Source organism: Microbacterium hominis (assembly GCF_013282805.1).
In the GTDB taxonomy this organism is placed as follows: Bacteria; Actinomycetota; Actinomycetes; order Actinomycetales; family Microbacteriaceae; genus Microbacterium; species Microbacterium hominis_B.
On record NZ_CP054038.1, the window covers coordinates 1,998,637 to 2,022,468 of the forward strand.

General features: G+C 71.2%; 21 protein-coding genes. 18 read left to right on the forward strand and 3 right to left on the reverse strand.

Features of this window, described 5'->3' with window-relative positions:
* The first annotated feature begins 43 nt into the window (after nucleotides 1-43).
* Entirely contained in the window at nucleotides 44-2,293 is a 2,250-nt protein-coding gene (locus HQM25_RS08965; protein WP_172989917.1) for a RelA/SpoT family protein, read from the forward strand.
* On the opposite strand, the gene HQM25_RS08970 is transcribed toward HQM25_RS08965, so the two are convergent.
* From HQM25_RS08970 to HQM25_RS08980, 3 genes are all read right to left on the reverse strand, one after another.
* Nucleotides 2,280-2,822: a type IV toxin-antitoxin system AbiEi family antitoxin gene (locus HQM25_RS08970; protein ID WP_172989918.1), complete on the reverse strand. Its 543-nt coding sequence runs from the start codon at nucleotides 2,820-2,822 to the stop codon at nucleotides 2,280-2,282. The genes HQM25_RS08965 and HQM25_RS08970 overlap by 14 nt on opposite strands.
* A 96-nt stretch (nucleotides 2,823-2,918) precedes the next feature.
* Nucleotides 2,919-4,181, reverse strand: coding sequence for a DUF349 domain-containing protein (locus tag HQM25_RS08975; RefSeq protein WP_254359234.1), 1,263 nt, complete (start codon nucleotides 4,179-4,181; stop codon nucleotides 2,919-2,921).
* 88 nt (nucleotides 4,182-4,269) lie between these two features.
* On the reverse strand, nucleotides 4,270-4,605 hold the full coding sequence (locus HQM25_RS08980; RefSeq protein WP_172989919.1) for a dioxygenase: 336 nt from the start codon (nucleotides 4,603-4,605) through the stop codon (nucleotides 4,270-4,272).
* 129 nt (nucleotides 4,606-4,734) lie between these two features.
* On the opposite strand from HQM25_RS08980, the gene HQM25_RS08985 reads away from it, so the two are divergent.
* The 17 genes from HQM25_RS08985 to HQM25_RS09065 all read left to right on the forward strand — a co-directional run bounded on the left by HQM25_RS08985 (nucleotide 4,735) and on the right by HQM25_RS09065 (nucleotide 23,811).
* Nucleotides 4,735-6,102, forward strand: a complete 1,368-nt coding sequence (locus HQM25_RS08985) for a replication-associated recombination protein A (protein WP_254359235.1) — start codon at nucleotides 4,735-4,737, stop codon at nucleotides 6,100-6,102.
* A gap of 213 nt (nucleotides 6,103-6,315) precedes the next feature.
* Nucleotides 6,316-6,945 (forward strand): 30S ribosomal protein S4, encoded by a 630-nt coding sequence (rpsD, locus tag HQM25_RS08990; protein WP_172989920.1) that lies wholly within the window; start codon nucleotides 6,316-6,318, stop codon nucleotides 6,943-6,945.
* A gap of 113 nt (nucleotides 6,946-7,058) precedes the next feature.
* Complete coding sequence (locus HQM25_RS08995) at nucleotides 7,059-7,388, forward strand: ATPase (protein WP_254359236.1); 330 nt, start codon at nucleotides 7,059-7,061, stop codon at nucleotides 7,386-7,388.
* A gap of 69 nt (nucleotides 7,389-7,457) precedes the next feature.
* Complete coding sequence (gene alaS, locus HQM25_RS09000; RefSeq protein WP_172989921.1) at nucleotides 7,458-10,115, forward strand: alanine--tRNA ligase; 2,658 nt, start codon at nucleotides 7,458-7,460, stop codon at nucleotides 10,113-10,115.
* Nucleotides 10,112-10,579 (forward strand): Holliday junction resolvase RuvX, encoded by a 468-nt coding sequence (gene ruvX, locus HQM25_RS09005; protein ID WP_172989922.1) that lies wholly within the window; start codon nucleotides 10,112-10,114, stop codon nucleotides 10,577-10,579. The genes alaS and ruvX overlap by 4 nt, the downstream gene beginning before the upstream one ends.
* A gap of 1 nt (nucleotide 10,580) precedes the next feature.
* Nucleotides 10,581-12,305: an endolytic transglycosylase MltG gene (gene mltG / locus HQM25_RS09010; RefSeq protein ID WP_172989923.1), complete on the forward strand. Its 1,725-nt coding sequence runs from the start codon at nucleotides 10,581-10,583 to the stop codon at nucleotides 12,303-12,305.
* Nucleotides 12,272-13,144 (forward strand): shikimate dehydrogenase, encoded by an 873-nt coding sequence (locus HQM25_RS09015; protein WP_172991592.1) that lies wholly within the window; start codon nucleotides 12,272-12,274, stop codon nucleotides 13,142-13,144. Before mltG ends, HQM25_RS09015 begins: the two co-directional genes overlap by 34 nt.
* Nucleotides 13,145-13,175: 31 nt before the next feature.
* Entirely contained in the window at nucleotides 13,176-14,405 is a 1,230-nt protein-coding gene (aroC, locus tag HQM25_RS09020; protein WP_172989924.1) for a chorismate synthase, read from the forward strand.
* Nucleotides 14,389-14,913, forward strand: a complete 525-nt coding sequence (locus tag HQM25_RS09025; RefSeq protein ID WP_172989925.1) for a shikimate kinase — start codon at nucleotides 14,389-14,391, stop codon at nucleotides 14,911-14,913. The genes aroC and HQM25_RS09025 overlap by 17 nt, the downstream gene beginning before the upstream one ends.
* Nucleotides 14,910-15,986 (forward strand): 3-dehydroquinate synthase, encoded by a 1,077-nt coding sequence (gene aroB, locus HQM25_RS09030; protein WP_172989926.1) that lies wholly within the window; start codon nucleotides 14,910-14,912, stop codon nucleotides 15,984-15,986. The genes HQM25_RS09025 and aroB overlap by 4 nt, the downstream gene beginning before the upstream one ends.
* The gene (locus tag HQM25_RS09035) at nucleotides 15,983-16,534 is read left to right on the forward strand and encodes a GNAT family N-acetyltransferase (RefSeq protein ID WP_172989927.1); all 552 of its coding nucleotides are present in this window, start codon (nucleotides 15,983-15,985) and stop codon (nucleotides 16,532-16,534) included. The genes aroB and HQM25_RS09035 overlap by 4 nt, the downstream gene beginning before the upstream one ends.
* 9 nt (nucleotides 16,535-16,543) lie before the next feature.
* Nucleotides 16,544-17,002, forward strand: coding sequence for a type II 3-dehydroquinate dehydratase (gene aroQ / locus HQM25_RS09040; protein WP_172989928.1), 459 nt, complete (start codon nucleotides 16,544-16,546; stop codon nucleotides 17,000-17,002).
* A 103-nt stretch (nucleotides 17,003-17,105) separates the two neighbouring features.
* Nucleotides 17,106-17,666 (forward strand): elongation factor P, encoded by a 561-nt coding sequence (efp, locus tag HQM25_RS09045; protein WP_172989929.1) that lies wholly within the window; start codon nucleotides 17,106-17,108, stop codon nucleotides 17,664-17,666.
* 18 nt (nucleotides 17,667-17,684) lie between these two features.
* Nucleotides 17,685-18,095 carry a transcription antitermination factor NusB gene (gene nusB, locus HQM25_RS09050; protein ID WP_172989930.1) on the forward strand — a complete coding sequence of 137 codons (411 nt, stop codon included), beginning with the start codon at nucleotides 17,685-17,687 and terminating at the stop codon, nucleotides 18,093-18,095.
* A 38-nt stretch (nucleotides 18,096-18,133) separates the two neighbouring features.
* A complete protein-coding gene (locus tag HQM25_RS09055) occupies nucleotides 18,134-21,448 on the forward strand; it encodes a DEAD/DEAH box helicase (protein WP_172989931.1) in 3,315 nt (1,104 codons plus the stop codon).
* Between the two features lie 81 nt (nucleotides 21,449-21,529).
* A complete protein-coding gene (locus HQM25_RS09060; RefSeq protein WP_172989932.1) occupies nucleotides 21,530-23,101 on the forward strand; it encodes a Rieske 2Fe-2S domain-containing protein in 1,572 nt (523 codons plus the stop codon).
* A gap of 164 nt (nucleotides 23,102-23,265) precedes the next feature.
* On the forward strand, nucleotides 23,266-23,811 hold the full coding sequence (locus HQM25_RS09065) for a DoxX family protein (RefSeq protein ID WP_172989933.1): 546 nt from the start codon (nucleotides 23,266-23,268) through the stop codon (nucleotides 23,809-23,811).
* Nucleotides 23,812-23,832 lie beyond the last annotated feature (21 nt).

Genomic DNA, 23,832 nt, shown 5'->3' on the forward strand with positions numbered 1-23,832 from the left:
CCGCAGGCGTAGGATTGACGAATCCTGCGGAGGGGAGGCGAGAGTGACAGAGACGGTTCCACCCGCCCAGTCCTCGTCGCTCCGGCGTCTCGTTCCGCGAATCTTCTCGCGCGCCGCGCGCCGCGACGACGTCGAGCAGCTCCTCCGCACGGTGCGCACGCACCATCCGAAGGGTGATCTGACGATCGTCGAGCGGGCATACGGCGTCGCCGACCGTGCGCACGCGGGCCAGACCCGCCAGAGCGGCGAGCCGTACATCACCCACCCGCTGGCCGTCGCCCAGATCCTCGCCGACCTCGGGCTCGGTCCCAAGGCGATCGCCGCAGCGCTGCTGCACGACACCGTCGAGGACACCGACTACCCGCTCGACACGCTCGCCGCGGACTTCGGAGACGAAGTGGCGATGCTCGTCGACGGGGTGACCAAGCTCGACAAGGTCAAGTACGGCGAGAGCGCACAGGCGGAGACCGTGCGCAAGATGATCGTCGCGATGTCCAAGGACATCCGCGTGCTCCTCATCAAACTCGCCGACCGACTCCACAATGCGCGCACCTGGGGGTTCGTGCCCCCGGAGAAGGCCGCCAAGAAGGCGACCGAGACGCTGGAGATCTACGCTCCGCTGGCGCACCGCCTCGGCATCCAGACGATCAAGTCGGAGCTCGAGGACCTGAGCTTCGCCGTGCTCCACCCCAAGCTCTACGCGGAGATCGAGAGTCTGGTCCGTCAGCGCACGCCGCAGCGCGAGCAGTACGTGCAGAACGTGATCGACGCCGTCGACGGTGATCTGAGGGAGCTGCGCATCCGCGGCCGGGTCATGGGCCGCCCCAAGCAGCTCTACTCCGTGTATCAGAAGATGGTCGTGCGCGGACGAGAGTTCGACGACATCTACGATCTCATCGGCATCCGGATCCTCGTGGGCAGCGTGCGCGACTGCTATGCCGTGCTCGGGGCCATCCATGCGCGCTGGACTCCGCTTCCGGGGCGGTTCAAGGACTACATCGCCACGCCGAAGTTCAACCTCTACCAGTCGCTGCACACGACGGTCATCGGCCCGGCGGGCCGCACCGTCGAGATCCAGATCCGCACCAATGAGATGCACCAGCAGGCGGAGTACGGTGTCGCCGCCCACTGGAAGTACAAGGAGCGGATGAACGGCGGCAAGACCGACGCCAAGGCGCTCGACACCGACATGGCGTGGCTCGCGCACATCTCCGACTGGCAGGCCGAAACGGCCGATCCGGGCGAGTTCCTCGATTCCCTCCGCTTCGAGATCGGCGCCAAGGAGGTGTATGTCTTCACCCCCAAGGGGCGCGTGATCGGGCTGCCCGCCGGCGCGACACCGGTGGACTTCGGCTACGCGGTGCACACCGAGGTGGGCCACCGGACGATGGGCGCGAAGGTGAACGGCCGTCTCGTGCCGCTGGAGTCCGAGCTCAAGAGCGGCGACGTCGTCGAGGTGTTCACATCGAAGAATCCGGATGCAGGCCCGAGCCAGGACTGGCTCACCTTCGTCAAGAGCACGCGGGCGCGCAACAAGATCCGCGGGTGGTTCACCAAGGAACGCCGCGAGGAGGCCATCGAGCAGGGCAAGGAGTCGATCGCCCGGGCGATGCGGCGGCAGAACCTGCCCCTGCAGCGTCTGATGAGCCAGGACTCCTTCACCGAGGTCGCCCAGCAGCTGCGCTATGAGGACGTCTCCGCCCTGTACGCCGCGGTCGGCGAGGGGCACGTGTCCACGCAGTCCGTGATCGAGAAGGTCACCGCGCTGGTCAGTGCGAACGACACCGCGACCGGCCCGATCGACCTGCCGCCGGTCGGACGCGCGCGGGCCCCCCGCAATGGCGACTCCGGGGTGCTGGTGCGCGGCGCCCCCGACATCCTGGTCAAGCTCGCCAAGTGCTGCACCCCCGTGCCCGGCGACCAGATCCTCGGCTTCGTGACGCGCGGCAGCGGTGTCTCGGTGCACCGTGCGGACTGCACGAACGTGAAGAGCCTCATGGCGTCGCCCGATCGACTCATCGACGTCGAGTGGGGTGCGACGAGTAAGAGCGTCTTCCTCGTGCAGATCCAGGTCGAGGCACTCGATCGTTCGGGGCTCCTCAGCGATGTGACGCGCGTGCTCAGCGAGCACCATGTCAACATCCTCTCGGCGACGGTCTCCACCTCGAACGATCGGCTCGCGCTGAGCAGGTTCGTCTTCGAGATGGGCGACATCGTGCACCTCGACCGGGTGCTCAACGCCGTGCGCCGCATCGACGCCGTATACGACGTCTATCGCGTCACCTCGTCGTGAACTGATCCCGCAGGAGGCTCAGCGCACGGCGCTTGTGGGGGAGGACCGGCGCGGCCTCGAGCCAGGAGATGGCTGCCGCGACCGCATCGGGGAAGGCGGCCGCCATGCGCGCGGCGACGAGGTCGTCCACCGCATCGGCGGTCCGCGCGAGATCGGCGAGCGTGCGCGCGGGAGTGGTCACGCGCGCGCCGCAGTGCACTTCGAGGTCGGCCTCGCCGATGTGCGGATCCCGGTAGATCGTGCGACGTCCGATCACGTGGTGCAGCCGCTTGGGCACGGCGCGCTGCACGCTGTGACGGGCGGGCGGATCGTCGAGCGCCCCGTGGACCCACGCGGCGCTCGCATGGGTCGCCGCCAGATTGTCGCCCAGGAGCGGACGGAGGGAGCCGGCGCGCAGCGCCCGCGTCTCGACCGCGTCGCCGGGGATGTACGCCTCGCCCAGTCCGTACAGATCGCCATCGAGGCACGCGGCGGACAACTCGGCCACCGACAGCCGATCATCGGCGAAGTACAGCAGATGCGAAGCCATGAGGGCAGTGTGCCCGACCTCCGCACCGCACGACGCAGCCCGCGGGCATCCTGTGGAGAACGGATGCCCGCGGGCTACGGTGCAGGACGGTCGGCGTCAGCCGCCGATGGCGCGGAGCCAGGCCTTGCGGGCGTCGAGCGCCTCGGCCGCTTCCGCGACGGCCTTCTTGTCGCCGGCCTTCTCGGCGGCGGCCAGTTCGTCCTCGAGCTTCTCGATCGCGTCGCTGAGCTGGCGCGTCATGTCGTTGGTGCGCGCCTTGGTCTCGGGGTTGTTGCGCTTCCAGTCGGCGTCCTCGCGCGTGCGCAGCGCCTGCTCGATCTTGCGGAGGTCGTCGTCGAGAGCACGCTCGGAGTCGCGGGGGAAGATCCGCCCGATGTCATCCCACTGGCGCTGGATCGTCGTCAGGAGCGCGCGAGCCTTCCCCAGATCCGCTTCGTCGGCGACGGCGGCGGCCTCGGTCAGGAGTTCCTTCTTCGCGTCGATCTTCTCTCGCGACGCCTCGGCGTCTGCGGCCTCACGCTCGCTGCGGGCGCCGTAGAGGGCGTCGCCCGCTGCCTTGAAGCGGGCCCACAGCGCATCGTCGGCCTTCTTGCCGGCGCGTCCGGCCGTCTTCCACTGGTCGAGGAGCTCCCGGTACGCGCCGATGCCGTCCTCTCCCTTGGGGGCGAGCGCCTCAGCCTTCTCGACGAGGCGCGTCTTGCGATCGCGCACCACCTTGTGGGCCTCGTCGAGCTCGGCGTAGAACTCCCGACGGTGCTTGTCGACCGTGGTCCGGGCGTCGCGGAAGCGCTTCCAGAGCTGCTGGCCGGCTGCGCGGGGCAGGCGCGGACCGTTCTGCTGGTGGGACTGCCACTGGTCGAACAGGGCGGTCATCTCGGCGGAGGCCTGTTTCCACTGCACGGTGCGCGGGTCGCGGGCGGCGATCGCCTCGGCCTTCTCGACGATGTCGGTGCGGACCTTCAGCGCCTCGTCGACCGCTTCGCGCTGCGCGGCCGATTCGGCCTCCGTCGCGGCGGCGAGGGTCTCGGTCAGTGCCGTGATGCGCCCCTCGAGCGCGGCGAGGTCGCCGACCGCGGAGGCGCCCACGATCTTCTCGCGCACAGCGGCCGCAGCCTTGCGCAGGTCGGCGGCGGATGCGCCGCCTCGACGGTGTCGCACCTCCAGGAGCCCGACCTCGGAGGCCAGATCCGCGTATTTGCGCTCGAAGTACGCGAGCGCCTCCTCGGGCGGTCCGTCGGGGAACTGACCCACCACACGCCAGTCGTCGCCTTCGCGCACCGACACGGTGCCGTCGTCGTCGACACGGCCCCAGGGCTGGTCGGGAGTGATCTCGGGGGTGGGTTCTGCTTCGGCAGTCACGGAATGCACCTCATCGCGGCGGCGCCGCCTGTGGGGGGATGGACGGCCCCAGCCTAGTACGGCCGACGGTCGCGCCGGGATGCCGCATTCACTCCGAGGGGGAGTCGGTGGGGGAGGGCGACGGCGTCGTCGAACCCGACGGCGAGGGCTCGGGCGTCTCGACGGGCTCCTCGGTCGGGGCGGGCGAGGTGCTCGGCGCGGGGGTGGAGACCGGGCTCGGGGCGGGAGCTCCCGGACCGCTCGTGAAGTAGATCGCCTGCGAGGCGATCAGCCCGGCGATCAGAAGCCCGCCCACGATGCCCGCGACGAGGTTGTCGCGCCGGCGGCGCGCGCCCTGCCCATCGTGGAACGCCTGGCGCGCCTGGTACACCCGGGTGCGCTCGCGGGCCTCACGGGCCTCACGGTCCTTGCCTCGGCTGGCCACGGATCCTCCTCGCCCGGACGGGGTGGACGCGGCGCCGGGCGCGACGATCCTATGGCGCCCGCCGAGCACGGGCCAAACCGTCTCCGCAGCGGGCGCCGGTGTGTCCCCTCCCGCCGTTAGCCTGGTGGGGTGACGAGTCCGACGGCCCTCTTCCAGGGGCAGACGCCGCTCGCCGTGCGGATGCGTCCCACCTCGCTCGCGGAGGTCGCCGGTCAGGGCCACCTGCTGCGACGCGGATCGCCCCTGATGACCCTCGCCGACGCCGACGCGCGCGCCACGGCGACATCCGTCATCCTCTGGGGGCCGCCCGGCACCGGCAAGACCACGCTCGCCCAGGCGATCGCGCGGTCGTCGGGTCGTCGGTTCGTCGAACTGTCGGCCGTCACGGCGGGCGTGCGCGACGTGCGCGAGGTGATGCAGGAGGCTCTCACCCAGCGCGACCTCTACGGTCAGTCCACGATCCTGTTCCTCGACGAGATCCACCGCTTCACCAAGGCGCAGCAGGATGCCCTGCTCCCCGGGGTCGAGAACGGCTGGGTGGTCCTCATCGCCGCGACGACCGAGAACCCGTCGTTCTCGGTCATCTCGCCGCTGCTCTCGCGCAGTCTCCTGCTCACTCTCAAGCCGCTCACCGACGACGACCTGCGCATGCTCGTCGATCGTGCCGTCGCCGACCCGCGGGGCCTGGCCGGCCGGGTCGTCGTCACCGACGAGGCGAAGGACGCGCTCGTGCGCCTGTCGTCCGGCGATGCGCGCCGGGCGCTCACCGCGCTGGAGGCGGCGGCGACGCTCGTTCCGGCCCCCGAGGGCGATGCCGAGGACGCCGAGGGCGCCGACGAGGCCGGTGCCGCCACCCTGCCCGAGATCGGACCCGACCACGTCGCGCAGGCCGTCGACCGGGCCCTCCTGCGCTACGACCGGCAGGGCGATGAGCACTACGACGTGATCAGCGCGTTCATCAAATCGATCCGCGGCTCGGACGTGGATGCCGCGATGCACTACCTCGCGCGGATGATCGAGGCGGGCGAAGATCCGCGCTTCATCGCCCGGCGCCTAATCATCTCCGCCGCCGAGGACATCGGCCTGGCCGACCCGCAGGCGCTGCCCATCGCCGTGGCCGCCGCCGATGCGGTGCAGTTCATCGGCATGCCGGAGGGTCGAATCCCGCTGGCCGAAGCCACCGCCTACCTCGCGACGACGGCGAAGTCCAACGCCGCCTACCTGGCGATCGACGCGGCGATCGCCGATGTGCGCGCGGGCGGGTTCGGGCGCGTCCCCACGCACCTGCGCGACGCGCACTATCCGGGAGCGAAGCGCCTCGGGCATGGGCGGGGCTACGTCTACCCCCACGATCTCGAGGTCGGAGTGGCGGCCCAGCAGTACCTTCCCGATGAACTGCAGGGCAGGCGCTACTACCAGCCGACCGGCCGCGGCGTCGAGCGCGACATCGCCGCGCGCGTCGAGAAGATCCGCCGGATCCTCGGCCCCGAGTCCTGAACCGCTCCTCGGCGCGGCGCACGATGCCGCCGCTCAGCGGCCGATCGGCCGCCGTCTGCTAAGCTTGACCGGCTCGAAACGGAGTTTTCGGGCATCCCCTCTTCTCTACAGACCTTCCGGCATGCCCCGGCGTGCAGTCCGGATCGGGCGGGGAGAGGGCGATACGCCCGCGAGCCGTGAAAGACACGGCCGCGTCACCGAAAGGAACACTTCGTGGTCACGAAGTCCCAGGACCGCCGCAAGGTCCGCCTGTCGCGCGCGCTCGGCGTCGCGCTCACCCCGAAGGCCGCCCGCTACCTCGAGAAGCGTCCCTACGCTCCGGGCGAGCACGGCCGCACCAAGCGCAAGGCCGACAGCGACTACGCCGTCCGTCTCCGCGAGAAGCAGCGTCTGCGCGAGCAGTACGGCATCCGCGAGAAGCAGCTGCGCATCCAGTTCAACGAGGCACGTCGCACCCAGGGTCTGACCGGTGAGAACCTCGTCGAGCAGCTGGAGATGCGTCTGGACGCGCTCGTCCTGCGCGCCGGCTTCGCCCGCACCACCGCACAGGCCCGCCAGCTCGTCGTGCACCGTCACATCCTCGTCGACGGCCAGCTCGTCGACCGCCCGTCGTTCCGCGTGAAGCCGGGTCAGCTCATCCACGTCAAGGCCAAGAGCGAGGGCCTCGAGCCCTTCCAGGTGGCAGCCGCCGGCGGTCACGCCGAGGTCCTGCCCCCGGTTCCGGGCTACCTCGAGGTCGAGCTCGACAAGCTGCAGGCCCGTCTCGTGCGTCGCCCCAAGCGCGCCGAGGTCCCGGTGACCTGCGAGGTCCAGCTCGTCGTCGAGTACTACGCGGCCCGCTGAGGCCCGCGTTCCGCAACGCGCACACGGAGGGCGTCGGGGAGACCCGGCGCCCTTCGTCGTTTGCGCTTACGATGGGGGATGCCGCGCCCGGCGGCATCCAAGGAAGTGGTGACATGAAGAACGTGCTGTGGTTCGTGCTCGGCATCGCGGGCGGCTTCGTGCTCGCCCACTTCGTCAACAAGGACCCGCGCGGGGCCGAGGTGCTCGCCGATGTCGACGCCCGGATCTCCGAGTTCACCGACCGCATGGCGGACGCCTACCGGGAGCAGGAGGCGCGCTTCTCCGACATCGTCGACGAGGTCAAGGACGCCGCGGCCGGCGCTGCGGGCGCCGTCAAGGACGCCGCCTCGGGTGCTGCCGGCGCCGTCAAGGACGCCGCCTCCGACGCCTTCGACGCCGCGGGCGGCGCCGCCTCCGACGTCGCGAAGAAGCTCGACGACTAGACCCCACGATTCCCGCTCCCTCGCCGACGCGGGGGAGCGCACGCACGCACGAGGACGACGTACCACCGCATGAAGACCGCTGAGATCGCCAAGCGCTACCTCGACTACTTCGAGAAGCAGGGGCACACGATCGTGCCCTCGGCCTCGCTCGTCACCGATGACCCGGCCCTGCTGTTCACCGTGGCCGGCATGGTGCCGTTCATCCCGTACCTCTCGGGCGACGTGCCCGCGCCGTACCCGCGCGCAGCGGACAACCAGAAGTGCATCCGCACGAACGACATCGAAGAGGTCGGCAAGACCCCGCGCCACGGCACCTTCTTCCAGATGCTCGGCAACTGGTCGTTCGGCGACTACTTCAAGAAGGGCGCGATCACGTTCGCGTGGGAGCTGCTCACCTCGCCGGAAGCCGAGGGCGGCCTCGGCTTCGACCCGGAGGATCTGTGGGTCACCGTCTACGAGGAGGACGACGAGGCCCTCGCGCTGTGGCTCGAGATCGCCGGGCTCCCTGAAGAGCGCATCCAGCGCCTCGGCAAGGACACGAACTACTGGTCGACCGGTCTGCCCGGCCCCGCCGGACCCTGCTCGGAGATCTTCTTCGACCGCGGCCCGGCGTACGGCATCGACGGCGGCCCGGCCACCGACGACGACCGCTACGTCGAGATCTGGAACCTCGTGTTCATGCAGTACGAGATCACGAACGTTCGCTCGAAGTACGACTTCGACATCGTGGGGGAGCTGCCCGCGAAGAACATCGACACCGGCATGGGGCTCGAGCGCGTCGCCTTCATCAAGCAGGGCGTCGACAACATGTACGAGACCGACCAGGTGCGTCCGGTGCTCGACAAGGCCGTGGCGCTGTCAGGCCGCACATACGGCGCGAACCACGACGACGACGTGCGCTTCCGCGTGGTCGCCGACCACGTGCGCTCGTCGCTCATGCTCATGTCCGACGGCGTGACCCCCTCCAACGACGGGCGCGGCTACATCCTCCGCCGCCTCATGCGTCGTGCGATCCGCTCGATGCGGCTGCTCGGCGTCGACGGACCGACGTTCGAGGTCCTGTTCACCGTGTCGCGTGACGCGATGAAGGAGGCGTATCCGGTCGTCGAGACGGACTGGGCGCGCATCTCGCAGTACGCCCTCGCGGAGGAGGCGACCTTCCTGCGGACCCTCGCCGCGGGGGAGACGCTCCTCGACGAGTCCGTCGCGGCCACCCGGAAGTCCGGCGGCGCCGCGATCGCCGGGGCCGAGGCCTTCCTGCTGCACGACACGTACGGCTTCCCCATCGACCTCACCCTCGAGATCGCCGAGGAGGCGGGCCTCACCGTCGACCGCGCGGCGTTCGACACGCTCATGCAGGAGCAGCGCGCCCGCGCGAAGGCCGACGCGCGCTCGCGCAAGCGCCAGCTCGCCGACACCAGCGTGTACCGCGACCTGCGCGCGCAGGGCGAGACCGTCTTCACCGGCTACACCGATCTCGAGGCCGAGAGCCGCGTGCTCGGCATCCTCGTCGACGGAGTTCCGGTCGACCGCGCCTCCAGCGGCCAGATCGCCGAGGTCATTCTCGCCGAGACCGCTCTGTATGCCGAGTCGGGTGGCCAGGTCGCCGACAAGGGCGTGATCGTCGGCCCCGGCTTCGAGCTCGAGGTGCTCGACGTGCAGAAGCCCGTTCCGGGCCTGGTCAGCCACACGGTCGAGGTCACCTCGGGCGAGGTGGGTGTCGACCAGACGGCGCGGACGATCGTGGATGCCGCCAACCGGCGCTCCGCCCGCCAGGCGCACTCCGCAACCCATCTCGTGCACGCGGCCCTGCGCGACACCCTCGGCAAGACCGCGACGCAGGCCGGCTCGCTCAACCGCGCCGGCTACATGCGCTTCGACTTCTCGTGGGGCCAGGCGCTGTCCGAGGCGACCAAGAGCGAGATCGAGGAGATCGCCAACAACGCCGTGCGCGACAACCTCGAGGTGACCACCCGCGTCCTTCCGCTCGACGAGGCCAAGGCGCTCGGCGCCATGGCGCTGTTCGGCGAGAAGTACGGCGACACCGTGCGCATGGTCGACATCGGCGGCCCGTGGTCGCGCGAGCTCTGCGCCGGCACGCACGTGGCCACCAGCGCAGAGGTCGGCCTCATCAACCTCGTCGGCGAGCAGAGCGTGGGCGCGTCGAACCGCCGCGTCGAGGCGCTGGTGGGGCTCGACGCCTTCCGCTCGCTCGCCTCCGAGCGTGCGATCGTCTCGCAGCTGAGCTCTGCGCTGAAGACTCCGCGGGAGCAGCTGCCCGATCGCATCGCGGAGCTGACGGCCAGCCTCAAGGCCGCCGAGAAGAAGATCGCGGCCTTCGAGGCCAAGGCGCTCGGCGATCGCGTCCCCGCGCTCGCCTCGTCGGCCACGCAGGTCGGAGCGTACCGCGTCGTCGCGCAGTCCGTCGGCGCCGCGGGCTCCGGCGACGACCTCCGCTCCCTCGCGCTGCAGGTGCGCGAGCGCCTCTCCGCAGAGACCGCCGTGATCGCCCTGGGCGCCGAGGTCTCGGGCCGCCCGGTCGTGATCGTCGCGACGACCGAGGCGGCGCGCGCAGCCGGCGCCAAGGCGGGCGTGCTGGCGAAGACCGCGGCCGGCGTGCTCGGCGGCGGCGGCGGCGGTCGCGACGACGTCGCGCAGGGCGGCGGCAGCGATGCGGCGGCCCTGCCGGCAGCGCTGACCGCCGTGACGGAGGCACTGACCGCGTGAGCGACTTCCGCCGCGGCAGGCGGCTCGGCATCGACGTCGGCAAGGCCCGCGTCGGAGTCGCCTCGTGCGATCCCGACGGAATGCTGGCGACGCCGGTCGAGACGGTGCGGCGCGACGCGGCGGCCGTCTCCCGCGTCACGGCGCTCGCGCAGGAGTACGACGCCGTCGAGATCCTCGTGGGACTGCCGCTGAACATGCGCGGTGAGGACACCGCCTCGACGGCCGACGCCCGCGCCTTCGCTGCGGAGATCGCGCGGGTCGCGGGCCGACCGGTGCGGCTGGTCGACGAGCGTCTCAGCACCGTGTCGGCGCACGCCGCGCTGAGGGAGTCGGGGCGAACTCAGCGTTCGTCTCGTACCATAGTTGATCAAGTCGCGGCCGTCGTGCTCCTCCAGCAAGCTCTCGATGTCGAGAAGCGCACGGGTCGGCCCGCCGGAATCCCCGTCCCCCAGGAGCCCGCCTGATATGTCCGACACCCGTTCCGACGATCCCTTCGCGGATCTGTTCGGCCCCCGACCTGCCGCCCCGACCGGCGCGGTGACCTCCGGCGGTGCCGCCGCACCGGTCCCGCCGGAGACCTCGTCGACACCCGCCGCGCCCGGATCGCGCCGTGCGGCCCGCGAGGCCGCCGCTCGCCAGACGCCGGCCGACGGCATCCCCGCTGCGAGCACCCCTCCGACGCAGGGCGCGTCGCCGGACCCGCAGGGCACGACACCCGCCGGACGGAGCACGCCGGCACCCTCGTTCGACGTCGCACCCGGCGATGATGCGGCGACGCCGGCACCCGCTCCGGCCGCCGCACCCGCATCCGCATCCTCCGCCGCCACGGCGTCGTTCGCCGCGACGGCGGCCGCCGCCCCGACGCCCCGCGATCCGGAGCCCGTCCGCACCGCCGCGATGCCGGTCGCCGACGAGGACTGGCTGTTCGCGGCCGACCGCCCGGGTGGCGCCCCCGCGATGCCGTACAGCCGTAGCGCCGGCGCCCGCACCGCCGACGCCGAGCAGGTCGCCTCCTCGCGCGCCGCCTCGACCGCCACGCTCGAAGACCTCTTCAGCGGTGCGAGCTCGACCGACGACATCGGCGCCCCCCCGCCCCCGCCCGACCGTCGGCGCCGCCGCATCGCCGGCTGGGTCGCCCTCGGGGTGATCCTCGCGATCCTCGGCGGCATCACCGCGGGCGTCTGGTACGTCTGGACCACGTACGAGGAGCAGATCCGCGAGGTCATGGGCTGGGAGGAGCCGAAGGACTACGAGGCGGGGCTCGCCAACGGCGAAGCGTTCGTCACGATCGCCTCCGGCGACACCGGCTCGCCCATCTCGCAGAAGCTGTACGAGGCAGGGGTCACCAAGACGCCCGAGGCGTTCTACGACTACCTCATCGACAACGGCGAGAACCCGCCGTTCGTGCCGGGTGTCTTCCAGCTCCAGAAGCAGATGACCTCGGCGGCGGCGCTCGAGGCGATCCTCGACCCGGCCAACAAGCTGGAGAACACCGTTCAGCTCCGCGAAGGGCTCACGGTCGAACAGTCGCTCCCGCTCCTCGCCGAGGGCCTGGAGATACCGCTCGCGGACTTCGAAGCCGCCGTCGCGGACCCGTCCGCTTACGGTGTCGAGGCGGACAGCCTCGAGGGATGGCTGTTCCCCGCAACCTATCCGTTCGAGCCCGGCGTGACGGCTCAGGATGTCATCGCCCGGCTCGTCGAGCAGACGCGCACCGAACTCGGCAACGCGGGCGTGCCCGCGGAGCTCCAGCAGGAGATCCTGACCGAGGCATCCATCATCCAACGCGAGGTCCGCTTCGAGGATGAGATGAAGAAGGTCGCCCGAGTGATCGAGAACCGCCTCGACCCGAGCAACCAGGAGACCTTCGGCCTTCTCCAGATGGACTCGACGGCACAGTACGGCGCCGGCGAGGTGGGGCTCACGGCCAGTACCTCGGAGGCAGCCCAGAACGACCCCAACCCGTGGAACACCTACGTGCATCCCGGGCTGCCGATCGGGCCGATCTCCAACCCCGGCTTCGCCGCGATCGACGCCGCCATGCATCCGGCCGACGGCCCCTGGCTGTACTTCGTCACGGTGAACATGATCACGGGCGAGACCGTCTTCACGGAGACCTACAACGAGCACCTGCGATATGTCGACCAGATGGTCGACTGGTGCGCCGACAACCCGGGCTCGGGGTGCTGAACCCCGAACGCACTCGGCTCGCCGTCTGGGGGGACCCGATCGCCCACAGCCGCTCTCCGCAGCTGCATGACGCCGCCTATGCGGTGCTCGGCCTGCCGTGGTCGTACGACAGGCGGCGTGTCGACGATTCGTCGTTCGCCGAGGCGCTCGGGGGACTGGATGCCTCGTGGCGCGGGCTGTCGCTGACGATGCCGCTGAAGGGCGCCGCCTCCGCGGCCGCGGCGGTGCGGGATCGGCCGGCCGAGCTGACCGGTGCCGTCAACACACTGCTGCTGGGCGCGGACGGTCCCCGCGGCTTCAACACCGACGTCGGCGGCATCGTGCGCGCCCTCGCCGACGGCGGAGTGCACGAGGCGACGACCGCGCGCATCATCGGCGCCGGGGCGACAGCGACCTCGGCGCTGGTCGCGCTCGGCGCGATCGGCGTGCGGCAGGTCACGGTGGTCGCCCGTCGCCCCGCCGCGTCCGCACCTCTGGCCCGGCTCGGAGATCGCCTGGGGATCGCCGTGGCCGCGGCATCCATCGATGCGCCCGCGCAGGCGTCGAGCGACCTGACCATCGCGACTCTTCCCGGCGATGCCCCCCTGGCCGACGACACCGCCGACGCCCTCGTGGCCGGCGGCGGCCCCCTGCTGGATGTCGTGTACGGCCACTGGCCGACCGCGCTGTCCCGCGCGTGCGCACGTGCCGGCACCGCCGCCGCGTCGGGACTCGGGATGCTGCTTCATCAGGCGCTGCTGCAGGTGCGCATCTTCGCCACCGGTGATCCCGACGAGCCGCTCCCGCACGAGGACGCCGTGCTGGCGGCGATGCGCGAGGCGCTCGAACACACCGCGTAACCACGCCGGGCGCTCGTGGGAGACTAGAGCAATGCTTCGCGTCATGACGGCCGGCGAATCGCACGGCCCCGAGCTGATCGCCATCATGGAGGGTCTGCCGTCGGGCGTCCCCGTCTCGCGGGAGGCCATCCAGGCCGACCTCGCCCGCCGGAAGCTCGGCTACGGGCGCGGGTCGCGGATGAAGTTCGAGGAGGACGAGCTCTCGATCTCCGGCGGCGTGCGCCACGGGCTCAGCCTCGGCAGCCCCGTCGCGCTGCGCATCGGCAACACCGAGTGGCCGAAGTGGGTCGAGGTGATGAGCCCGGATCCCGTCGAGCTCACCGACAAGTCCCGCGGCCGCGGCGCGGCGCTCACCCGTCCCCGCCCCGGGCACGCCGACCTCGTCGGCATGCAGAAGTACGATTTCGACGAGGCGCGACCCATCCTCGAGCGCGCCAGCGCGCGGGAGACCGCCGCACGCGTGGCGCTCGGCGCCGTCGCACGCTCGTTCCTCGCCGAGCTCGGGATCCGCCTGGTCAGCCACACGCTCTCGATCGGTCCCGTGCGCGTGCCCGACAACGCCGCACTGCCCGCCCCCGACGACGTCGATGCGCTGGATGCCGATCCGCTGCGCTGCTTCCACGCCGCGACGAGCGAGCGGATGGTGGCCGAGGTCGACGACGCCCGCAAGGACGGCGACACGCTCGGCGGCATCGTCGAGGTGCTGGCCTACGGGCTTCCGCCCGGCCTCGGCTCGCACGTGCACTGGGATCGCCGCCTCGATGCCAAGCTCGCGCAGGCGCTCATGAGCATTCAGGCCATCAAGGGGGTCGAAGTCGGGGACGGCTTCGAGACCACCCGTCGTCGCGGCTCCGCGGCGCACGACGAGCTGTTCGTCACCGGCGAGGGCATCTCGCGCTCCAGCGACAGGGCCGGCGGCACCGAGGGGGGCATGTCGACCGGCACCGTGCTGCGCGTGCGGGCCGGCATGAAGCCGATCGCCACCGTGCCCCACGCGCTGCGCACCGTGGACGTCGCCACGGGCGAGACGGCGTCTGCGCACCACCAGCGCTCCGACGTGTGCGCGGTGCCCGCCGCGGGCGTCGTCGCCGAGGCGATGGTCGCGATCGTGCTGGCCGACGTCGTGCTCGAGAAGTTCGGGGGCGACAGCGTCGGGGAGACGCGACGGAACCTCCGGTCCTACCTCGCCGCCATCCCCGACACCCTGCGCACCACCACCGCGAGCGACACCGCCCTCGCCGAGCATGACCTCGCGCGCTGACGCGATCGTTCTGATCGGCCCGATGGGCGCGGGCAAGACGAGCATCGGCAAGCGCGTGGCCAAGGCGCTCGGGGTGGCCTTCTACGACTCCGACGTCGCCGTGGTGCGTGCGCACGGTCCGATCGAGGCGCTGTTCGCGACCCACGGCGAGGGCCACTTCCGCGCGCTGGAGCGCGAGGCCGTGCGGGCGGGGCTGGATGCCGGGGGAGTGGTCTCGCTCGGCGGCGGCGCCGTGCTCGATCCCGCCACCCGCGCCGCGCTGGACGCGCACCGCGTGGTGCTGCTGACCGTGGAGCCCCAGGTCGTGGCGGGGCGCGTGCGCGACAGCGCGCGTCCGCTCTTGGCCGGCGCCGACGCGATGGCCCGGTGGAGCGAGATCTACGCCGAGCGCCTGCCCCTGTACGAACAGCTGGCCGATGTCGTGTTCGACACGTCGCACGGCCCGCTGCAGAACGTCGTCGACGACATCGTCGCGTGGGCGCGCAGCACCGAGGAAGAGGAACGATGACCGACGCCACCACCATCTCCGTCGCGGGTGAGTCCGCCTACGACATCACCGTCGGCCGAGGGGTCCTCACCCGCCTCGGCGCCACGCTGCCGCCGGCCGCCCGCAAGGTTCTGGTGATCCACCCGCCCACGCTCGCCGCCCCGGCCGAGTCGCTGCGCGCCGCGCTGGTCGGCGATCGCGAGGTCCTTCTCGCCGAGATCCCCGACGCCGAGGCGGGCAAGCGCATCGAGGTGGCCGCCTTCTGCTGGCAGGTCATGGGCAAGGCCGATTTCACGCGCACCGATGTCGTGGTCGGCTTCGGCGGCGGCGCGGTGACGGACCTCGCCGGCTTCGTCGCAGCCACATGGCTGCGCGGTGTCGAGGTCGTGCAGGTCCCGACGACCGTGCTCGGCATGGTGGATGCCGCCGTGGGCGGCAAGACCGGAGTGAACACCGCCGAGGGCAAGAACCTCGTGGGCGCCTTCTGGGCGCCGCGGGCGGTGCTGTGCGACCTCGACCTGCTCGACTCGCTGTCGCGCAACGAGCGGGTCGCCGGCTACGCCGAGGTCGTCAAGGCCGGCTTCATCTGGGCGCCCGAGATCCTCGACCACATCGAGGCCGACCCCGAGCGCGCCACGGACCCCCGCAGCGACGAGTTCCGACGCACGATCGAGCTCGCGATCGAGATGAAGGCGCGCGTGGTGGGGGAGGACCTCCGCGAGGCGGGACTGCGCGAGATCCTGAACTACGGTCACACGCTCGGCCACGCCATCGAGCACGCCGAGCGCTACCGGTGGCGCCACGGTGCCGCGATCTCGGTCGGCATGGTCTTCGCCGCCGAGCTGTCGCGCCTGGCGGGGCGCCTCTCCGATAGCGCGGCGCAGCGTCACCGCGACGTGCTCGACAGCCTCGGCCTCCCGACCACCTACCGCTCCGGTGCGTGGCAGCAGCTTCTGGCGACGATGCAGCGCGACAAGAAGAGCCGCGGCGGCATGCTCCGCTTCATCGTGCTCGATGACATCGCGAAGCCCACGGTGCTGCAGGCGCCCGACGAATCGCTGCTGTTCGCGGCGTACCAGGAAGTCGCCGGGTGACAGCGCCGGTCGCCGTGCGCCGCGTCCGCCTCCACGAGTGGGAGCAGGTCCGCGCGCTGCGGGTGGAGGCGGTCGGCGACCCGGATGCCGCGATCGCGTTCCTGTCCACCCGGGAGGACGAGCTGGCCCGCGATGAGGCGTTCTGGCGCGAGCGCGCCGCCGGGGCTGCGCTCGGGGAGAACGCGGCGCAGTTCGTGGCCGTCGAGGGCGAGCGCTGGGTCGGAACGGCGACCGTACTGCTGCGCGAGGCGGGCGAGCGCGATCACCTCGGCCGCGAGCTGTCGGCATCGCGCGCGGACGTCGTCGGCGTCTACATCGCTCCGGACCACCGCGGCACCGGTGTCCTGGGTCTGCTGATGGGCGCGGCGCGCACGTGGGCGGCCGATCGCGGCCACGGTGCACTCACCCTCGATGTCCACGTCGAGAACATCCGGGCGCAGTCGGCGTACCGGAAGGCCGGCTTCGCTCCCACGGGAGTGACGTTCACGAGCGTGATCGGTCCGGAGCTGGAGATGCGCTCGACGTCGGCGGGTTCTTCGGGGCAGTAGGGTGCTCAGGTGACCGCTCCTCGTCGACTGCTGCTCGTCAACGGCCCGAACCTGAACCTGCTCGGAACCCGGGAGCCTGCGGTGTACGGCTCGCAGACCCTCGACGACGTCGAGCGCCTCGTGGCCGCCTCGGCGGCAGCCCACGGCTTCGAGACCCGGTCGGTGCAGAGCAACCACGAGGGCGTGCTGCTGGACGCGATCCACGCGGCGCGGACGGACTGCGCGGGCATCGTCATCAATCCCGGCGGGCTGACCCACACCTCCGTCATCCTGCGCGACGCCCTCGCCGGGGTGGCCCTCCCGGTCGCCGAGGTGCACATCTCCAACGTGTACGAGCGCGAGCCGTTCCGCCACCACTCGCTCGTGGCGGATGTCGCCATCGTGCACGTGGTCGGGGAGGGTGTCGCCGGCTACGCGACGGCCGTCGACCGCCTCATCGCCGTGCTCACCGGGCAGGCGGAGGGCTGAATCCGGGGCGCCGGGCGCGGCATCCCGTAGAATGATCTGTCGGCTGTGTCGCGCCCAGGCGCACCGGCCTCCCCGAACTCTCACGAAACGGAACGCAACGCGCATGGCATCGACCGCAGACATCAAGAACGGCGTCGTCCTCAGCATCGACGGACAGCTCTGGAGCGTCATCGAGTTCCAGCATGTCAAGCCCGGCAAGGGCGGCGCGTTCGTCCGCACGAAGCTCAAGAACGTCCTGACCGGCAAGGTCGTCGACAAGACGTACAACGCGGGCGCCAAGATCGACATCGAGAACGTCGACCGCCGTGACTTCCAGTACCTGTACAACGACGGCGACAGCTTCGTGTTCATGGACCAGCAGGACTACGACCAGATCAACGTCCCCGCCGCCACCGTCGGCGACGCGGCCAACTTCCTGCTCGAGAACCAGCAGGTTACGATCGCCCTCAACAACGGCAACCCGCTCTACGTCGACCTCCCGGCCTCGGTCGTGCTCGAGATCACCTACACCGAGCCGGGCCTGCAGGGCGACCGCTCGTCGGCCGGCACCAAGCCCGCCACCGTCGAGACCGGCTACGAGATCCAGGTGCCGCTGTTCCTGGAGACCGGCACCAAGGTGAAGGTCGACACCCGCACGGGTGACTACCTCGGCCGCGTGAACTGACGCGACGGCGCCTCCTGCATGAGTGCCCGCACCAAGGCGCGCAAGCGCGCCCTCGACATCCTCTTCCAATCCGACGTCCGCGGTGAGGCGCTCTCGACGACGCTGGCCGCCGAGGCCAAGCGCGCCGTGAACGAGCCCGCCCGCGAGGCGTCGTGGCTGTACGCGCGCGACATCGTCGATGGCATCATCGACAACCGCGAGGCCATCGACGAGCAGATCACCACCTTCGCCAAGGACTGGTCGCTGGCCCGCATGCCCGCCGTCGATCGCGCCCTGCTGCGCATCGGGGTGTGGGAGATCGTGTACAACGACGAGGTCCCCACCGGCGTCGCCATCGACGAGGCGGTGGAGCTCGCCAAGGAGTTCTCCACCGATGAATCCGGCTCCTTCATCCATGGGGTGCTCGCCCGCATCGCCCGCGGCTCCTGAGCGACCCCGACGTCGGCGGACGCTGGCAGGATAGCCGCATGCGTTCGCCGTACGTCGACCCGGAGGCGATCCGGCGGCAGGCCGATGGCGGCGGCTACGACCGCGGCGTGGCCTACTACCGCGGCGGCGCGGTCGAGAAGGTCGCGTGGGACGATGAGACCGGCATCTTGAGCGCCGAGGTGCGCGGGAGCGGATCCCGCCCCTATCGCTGCGCCGTCCGGCTCGCCCCGGGCCAGCCACGGCCGATCCTGTCGGCCCGCTGCACCTGCCCGATGCAGGTCAACTGCAAGCACACCGTGGCGGCGCTGCTGGCGGCCAACTCGATCACCGAGGGCCGCCCGACTCCGGCGGGCTCCGCGGCCGCGCCCGCCGCGGGTCGCCCATCCCGCATGCCCGAGTCGGCGGGGCCGTCCTGGCGCGACGTGCTCGGCGGCGCTGCGCCGACCGGCGACGCCGTGGCACTGGCGCTGTGCGTCGATCTCCGCCAGCGCGGCCGGCGCCAGAGCTCGGCGTGGGGTCCCCGCCGCGTCGAGGCCGCCACGCCCCGAAGCATCCTCGAGCGACCCCACGACGTCGTCGTCGGCCTTCGCCCCTTCATGCGCAGCGCGAGCACGGGTGCCTGGGTGAAGGGGTCGGCGTCGTGGGACGCGGTCCGCCGTCCCGGAGGGCCGTTCCTGGCGGCCCACGCGCGCTGGTTCGCCGAACTCCACAGCATCGCCCGCGAGGTGCGGAGTCTGACGACCTACTCCGATCTGGCGGACTGGCTCGTGCTCGACACCATCGAGTCCTCGTTGCTGTGGCATCATCTCGCCGCGGCTCCCACGCTGGGCATCCCGTTCATCGGCACGAGCGGGCGGCGCCCCGTGCGGCTGGCCGGCTCCGCCCACGCGGCGGTGCGCATCGACCGGGCCCCCGGGGGCGGACTCCTGCTGGCCCCGCAGGTGCGCATCGACGACGAGCCGGTGGATGCCGCCTCCGTGCGCGCGATCGGGGCGACGGGCATCTACCGGTTCGCCGTCGAGGGCGAGGAAGTGTCTCTCGTGCTCGCACCTGCCGCCCTCGACCCCCGCACCCGCGCGCTGCTGGCGGCGGACGGGCCGGTGCCGGTCCCCGCGGAGGACACGGCGGAGTTCTGGCAGGAGCACGCGCCTCGCCTCGCCCGCCGTGTGCCGATCGAGCCGGGCGAGGGCGTCGAGATGCCGGCGCCCCCGGCGCCGGCGCTGCGGCTGCGCATCGCGCATCGCCCGAACGACCATGTCGAGATCGACGCCGCATGGGTGTATGCGGGGCTGGCGCCGATGCCGATCGGCAGCGCCGGCGGTCAGGCCGAACCCGATCGCGATCCCGAGGGCGAGGCGGTGGTCGAAGCAGCCGTCGTCGGCGCGTGGCAGGCCGTCCTCGACGAGCCGTTCTCCGCCGCGACCTCGCTCGAGGGCGTCGCCGCCGCCGAATTCTCCGTGCACGTGCTGCCGGCGTGGGAGGCCCTGGAGGGCGTGCGGGTGGAGATCACCGGCACGCCGCGCCGCTACCGCGAGCTCACCGGGTCGCCGCACATCTCCGTCACCACCGTCGACAGTCCCGACCCGGACTGGTTCGACCTCGGCGTGATCGTGACCATCGACGGGCGCCGCATCCCGTTCACGCCGCTGTTCACCGCACTGTCGCAGCGGCGCAGGAAGCTCCTGCTCGCCGACGGCGGCTACTTCTCGATCGCCCATCCCGCGCTCGATCGCCTGCGCGAGCTCATCGACGAGGCGAAGGACCTCGTCGAGTGGGAGGCGGGCCCGCGCATCAGCCGCTACCAGCTCGCGCTGTGGAGCGATTTCGAGGACCTCGCCGACGAAGCCGAGCCCGCGCTCGCGTGGAGGGCGGCGGCCGCCGCGCTGCGCGACGTGACCCGCGTGCCCGCCGCACCCCCGCCCGAGCGCCTGCGCGCGACCCTCCGCCCCTACCAGCGCGCCGGATACGACTGGCTGGCCTTCCTCTGGCAGCACCGGCTGGGTGGGATCCTCGCCGACGACATGGGCCTCGGCAAGACCCTGCAGGTGCTCGCGCTGATCGCGCGCACCCGCGAGACGGGGGAGACGCGCCCGTTCCTGGTCGTCGCCCCCACCAGCGTGCTGTCCACGTGGGCCGAGGAGGCCGCGCGGTTCGCGCCGCACCTGCGCGTGCACGTCGCCGGCCAGACCAGCGGCCGATCCTCCGTCCCGCTGCGGGAGGCGGTGCCCCTCGCCGACGTCATCGTGACCTCCTACACGCTCCTGCGACTGGACGAGGACGACTACACGAGGGTGGAGTGGGCGGGCGCGGTGCTCGATGAGGCGCAGTTCGCCAAGAACCCGCAGACTCGCGTGCACCGGGCCGCCAAGGCCCTCCGGGCCGACGTGCGCTTCGCCCTCACCGGAACGCCCCTCGAGAACAGCCTCACCGAACTGTGGGCGCTCCTGTCGATCACCTCGCCCGGCCTGTTCCCCTCGGCGCGGCGCTTCCGCGAGGAGTACGTCGGCCCGATCGAGAAGGGCAAGGTGCCCGAGAACCAGGAGGGCGGGGCGTTCCGCGCCGGCCGCCTCGCGCGGCTGCGCCGCCGCATCCATCCGCTCGTCCTGCGCCGCACGAAGGAGGTCGTCGCCGCCGACCTCCCGCCCAAGCAGGAGCAGCACCTCCACATCGAACTCAGCCCCGCCCACCGCGCGGCCTACGACACGACCCTGCAGCGCGAGCGGCAGAAGGTGCTCGGCCTTCTCGACGACCTCGACCGGAACCGCTTCATCGTCTTCCGCTCGCTCACCCTGCTGCGCATGCTGAGCCTGTCGCCGCGCCTGGTCGACCCGGCCTCGACGGTCGCCTCCAGCAAGCTCGACGCGCTGCTCGGCCACCTCGCCGAGGTCGTGGCCGAGGGGCACCGCACCCTGGTGTTCAGCCAGTTCACCTCGTTCCTGGACATCGTCGCCGAGGGGCTGGATGCCGCGGGCATCGCCCACACCCGTCTCGACGGCGCGACCCGCCGCCGCGGCGAGGTCGTGGAGGGCTTCCGCGCGGGCGACACGCCCGTCTTCCTCATCAGCCTCAAGGCCGGCGGATTCGGTCTGACCCTCACCGAGGCCGACTACGTGTTCCTGCTCGATCCGTGGTGGAACCCCGCCGCGGAAGCCCAGGCGGTCGACCGCGCCCACCGCATCGGCCAGACCCGCACCGTGATGGTCTATCGCCTGATCGCGGCGGGAACCATCGAGGAGAAGGTCATGGCGCTGCAGGAGCGCAAGGCGCGGCTGTTCCGGGCTGTGCTCGACGATGACGACCTGTTCTCCCGGGCCCTCGACGCCGACGACATCCGCGCGCTGCTCGAGCCCTGACGTGCGCGCCGGCGGTGCCGTCGCATCGGAGCGGCGGGGTGCGCCAAGTAGACTCCCCTGAGGTTCGAACCAGGAGGAGTCATGCGGATCACGGGCCTCGGTCACGCCGGGATGTTCATCGAGACGGCGGGCGGCAGCATCCTCTGCGACCCGGTCGTCAAGCCGTCGTTCTTCGGCTCCTGGTTCGTCTTCCCCGACAACCGCGCGCTCGACTGGGAGCGCTACGGCAAGGCCGACTTCCTCTACATCTCGCACCGCCACCGGGACCACTTCGATCCGTGGCTGCTGCAGAGCCACGTGCCGAAGGACATCAAGGTGCTCCTCCCGGAGTATCCGACCGACGACCTCGAGCAGGACATCCGCGGGCTGGGGTTCGAGAACATCGTCTACACGCAGGCGGGCATCCCGCTCGAGTTCGGCCCCCTGAAGCTGATGGTAACCCCGCTGCGCGCCCCCTCGGACGGCCCGATCGGCGACTCGTCGCTGTCGGTCGACGACGGGACGGCCAGCATCCTGAATCAGAACGACTCGCACCCGCTCGATCTCGAGAAGCTGCTCTCGTTCTCCAAGCCCGAGGCCTACTTCACGCAGACCTCCGGTGCGATCTGGTGGCCGATGGTCTACGACCTGCCGCAGGATGCGAAGCAGAATTTCGCCAAGCTCAAGCGCGACGCGCAGAACAAGCGGGCGATGTACTACATCGAGAAGGTGGACGCCCCGCACGTCTTCCCGATGGCGGGGCCGCCGATGTTCCTGCGCGAGGAGCTGTTCCGCTACAACGGCTTCGGCCTCGAGGACGACGCGATCTTCACCGACTCGGTGCAGTTCCTCGCGCACATGAAGCAGGAGCGCCCCGAGCAGGCCGGTCACCTGTTCATCCCCGGCACGGTGGTCGACATGGACGGCGGCGAGCTGACCGTCACGCAGTCGCTGTACTCGGATGCCGAGATCGAGCGCATCTACAACGACAAGTGGGCGTACCTGGCCGAGCAGCGCGACACCCGCCAGCACGAGATCGCCGAGGAGGAGGCGACCCGCGCGGCCGTGCTGCCGCCCGCCGAGATGCTCGCGGCGATCAAGGAGTGGTGGGAGCCGCTGCTGCGCCGCGCCCGCACGATCCGCAACGGCGTGGGGGGCAACGTGCGGTTCCGCATCGGCGACCTCGACATGGTCGTGGACTTCCCCAAAGCGAAGGTGCGCGAGTACGCGGGGGAGGAGTGCGTGTACTGGTACACGATCCCCGCCGACCTGGTCTCGACGAACATCGCCGACCACGAGATCGACTGGTCGAACTCGATCTTCCTGTCGATGCAGTTCGAGGTGGGCCGCAGCGGCAAGTTCAACGAGTTCCTCACCACGTTCCTCAAGTGCCTCTCGCGCGACCGCATCGAGTACGTGGAGAACTGGTACGCGGAGCAGACCGACCAGACCGAGGACGCGCAGCTGGGCGACTGGGTCGTGCAGCGCCGCTGCCCGCACCTGCGCGCCGACCTCACCAAGACCGGCAAGATCGAGGACGGCGTGCTGACCTGCAGTCTGCACGACTGGAAGTGGGATCTCGCCACCGGGCGGTGCCTCACCTCGCAGGGGCACCCGATCCGCGCCGGTCGCGCCGAGGAGCAGGAGAGCGACGCGGCGACTCCGGCCGCGTAGCCCTTTGTGGCATTCCCACAACGGAATGCCGCACGCCGCCTCCGTCGGCTGTCGCTGGGCGGAATCTCGCCGGCCCGCGGTATCAGCGGGACCGTGCTCGAGGTCTTGATCCGCGTGTCCGCATTCGGGCGGACCGCCGATCACGATCCGAGGAGTCTCACGCCATGACCACCGTTCCCCTCTCCGGCGGCACCGCCGGCGTCGTCCGACCCGTCCGTCCGTCGATCACCGGGCTCGTCACCGCCTCCCTCGCCCTCGAGCGCCGTGCCGAAGCATCCGTCAAGGCCGTCCTGCAGCGCTGGAGCGTCCCCGCCCTGCGCGTCGCACTCGGCACGGTCTTCGCCGTCTTCGGCGCGCTCAAGCTCATCCCCGGCGCAAGCCCCGTGGAGCAGCTGGTGATGCAGACCTGGGAGAAGCTCACCTTCGGGCTCGTGGGCGGGCAGGCCGCGATGATCGCCACGGCGGCGATCGAGGTCGCCGCCGGCGTGCTGCTGATCCTCGGCGGCGCCTTCGCACGGGTCGGGCTGATCGTCGTCGCGTTCGCGTTCGTCGGCATCCTCTCGCCGATCGTGCTGCTGCCGCAGGAGGTCTTCGGTGCGGCGGGACCCACCCTGACCGGCCAGTACATCTTCAAGAACGTCGTGCTCATCGCCGCCGTGCTCGTGGTCGCCTCCGCGGCGCTGCGCGGTCCGCGTGACGCGCGCGACTGATCAGCGGGCATTGCGCGCGAC